General features: G+C 42.7%; 2 protein-coding genes. Both read left to right on the forward strand.

Annotated features, from left to right (window positions below; translation table 11 throughout):
• A partial coding sequence (locus tag AACS80_RS23795) for an autotransporter outer membrane beta-barrel domain-containing protein (protein ID WP_138184032.1) occupies window positions 1-465 on the forward strand: 465 nt, incomplete at its 5' end.
• A gap of 811 nt (window positions 466-1276) precedes the next feature.
• Window positions 1277-2642, forward strand: a 1366-nt coding sequence (locus AACS80_RS23800) for an autotransporter outer membrane beta-barrel domain-containing protein (protein ID WP_240730963.1), incomplete at its 3' end; no start/stop codon positions are given.

Consider the following 2642-nt stretch of genomic DNA (forward strand, 5'->3'; position numbering starts at 1 on the left):
GCCGCCATTGAAGCGGGTTACACCTTCCGTCTTGGTGAAAGCGCAGATGCGCGTACCAGCTACTGGTTGCAGCCAAAAATGCAACTGACGTGGATGGACGTGAAGGCAGACAATCATACGGAAGACAATGGCACGCTGGTTGAGGACAGCACCGAAGGCAACCTGCAAACGCGTCTGGGGGTGAAAGCGTATCTGCAAGGCCATAACCACATCGATGATAATAAAGACCGTTCCTTCCAGCCTTTCGTGGAAGCCAACTGGATTTATAACTCACGCAATTACAGCGTGAAGATGGATGGCATCAGCGATGCAATTACTGGCACGCGTAATATTGGCGAGTTAAAAATGGGGGTAGAAGGTCAGCTTACCCCGCGTCTGCAACTGTGGGGCAATGTCGCCCAGCAGTTGGGCGACAATGGTTACAGTGATACCCAGGGAATGCTGGGCATGAAATATCTCTTTTAATGCCACTTTGCCACCTGTCACGTACAGGTGGCACTCTTTTTCGAACCCTGGTCTTTATGATCGCGCTCGCATTCAGCTATAAATATGATGAAGTTAATTCAGCTTATTTATGAGTGAAATCACTATGGCTCCTTTGCACGCCATATATAGCCCCTCCCGTTGTGCAAGTTATTTTTCATCTGTGTAACGGAAGTTAGTTGCATTCGTATATCCGGCCTCTCTTACGGTACCGTCGTACCCGGCCATGATGTGTGATTAGGCTAATACCCTGAAGCTAATAGCCATCATTCTGGGTTGATTAATAAGTGGTTCAGCGTTCAGGAAAAACCCACAGGAAAAGAGAATATATTTGTATTTTTCTTAATGCGCGCTAGACTCGCCCTGCGGTTTAATAACTCTTGCCACAATTATCGATAGCGCTTATTAAATATTTTTCACAAAAATCTGAAATATCCAATCTACCCACAACTCAATGCAAAACTCACACAAACCCTGCTATTTTTCCGAACAAAAGAAAAGCTAAAACATATAAATATGATTCCTATAGATTTTCTTTATTTCATTTGCGGAAACCTTCAGATAATTCATTATTATTTTATTTAAGGACAATAAGAAAATGCATTGACATCACTTACAAACCACAAACGCATAAAAAAAACAATGAACACCAAGCACTTGAAAAAGATTCTAACTGGCGACATTACAGATATTATCATATAACTTGTATACATATGCCTTACAAGGCTTCAGGAAGAAAATAGTGCAATAAAACACATCTCGCTATTTATATTTAAGGATGAAAGTGAGTGATATGAAGTTAACAAAACATGCTTTATCAGCCCTGGCTATAGCCATTTCAACAATATTATACACACCAGTATCTCTGGCCATTAACCTTCCCGAAAATCATAATACCAGAGTTGTCGTCAATAATAATGAAGAATTAAAACTCATTGCCTCAGAGGGTTACAATCCCAAATGGGGGCAATTTGGTTTTTTGATTGTTGGCGAAAACTCTAATGGCTACACTCTCCTTGATAATATGCCAATTATTACCAGATACTCTACCATAGGTAATAATGCTGAAGGTTCCATCACTTTATTAAACCATACCAACTGGCAGCTTAATATCATGATGGAGCTGGGTGTAAGGGATGGTTCCGGTACCGTATATGTGTTAGAAGGCAGTAAGATAAGTGGCCTGCAGGAACTAAAGATTGGTGATGCCAAAGGGATGATGTTTATTGATGGCGAAAACTCGTCAGTTACATCTAAAAATACTACTGTTGGCAATCTGGGGACAGGTAGCCTACATATTACGAATGGCGGAACACTTACATCCTTAGCTCAACTCAATATAGGATATGCTTATCCAGCCAATGGGATATCAGAAAATTTCACTAGTTATGGAGATGTTCTGGTTGACGGTGAAAATTCAATATTGAATGCCCAATCTATTTCTCTTGGCGGATTTAGCCCTGATGTTCCGGTTACGACTACCGGCATCCTCACTGTTAGCAACAATGCAACCATTAATTCAAATTCGTCTATCCTGGTGACCGTTGCCCCAGGCGCAACAGGCATTATAAATATTGGTGGTGCGCAAGGTGAGGCTGAACAGCCTGCTGGTTCGATTAATACGCCATTTATTCATTTGGGAGCCGTAGATCCTTCCTCCACGTCGATAGTAAACTTTAATCACTCCAGTACCGATTTTCTGCTGGCCTCCGATATTCAGGGGAACGGCCAGATTAATCAAGTTGGCTCAGGAACGACAACATTATCTGGTTCCAATAGCTATGCTGGTGATACCAATATAACCAAAGGCAGCCTACGCGCAGGTAAAGAAAACACCTTCAGCCCCAACTCCGATTATATTGTCGACAGTGAAGGCCATCTCGATTTAAACACTTATTCGCAAACATTAAATACTCTGGCGCTGGCTGGAACAGCAACGTTGTCTTCGTATGAACAGGGTCACGAGTTCACGCCGACCACACTGACCATTAACGGCAACTACACCGCCGATGATGGCCTGTTAGTCATGCATACTGTATTAGGCGATGATAATTCCGTAACGGATAAACTCATCGTAAAAGGTGATACTTCCGGTAGTACCCGCGTCATGGTCAACAATGCGGGCGGTCTGGGCGCGGATACTCTGGAAGGAATAAAAA

It is taken from the genome of Escherichia sp. E4385, assembly GCF_963883145.1.
Taxonomy (GTDB): Bacteria; Pseudomonadota; Gammaproteobacteria; order Enterobacterales; family Enterobacteriaceae; genus Escherichia.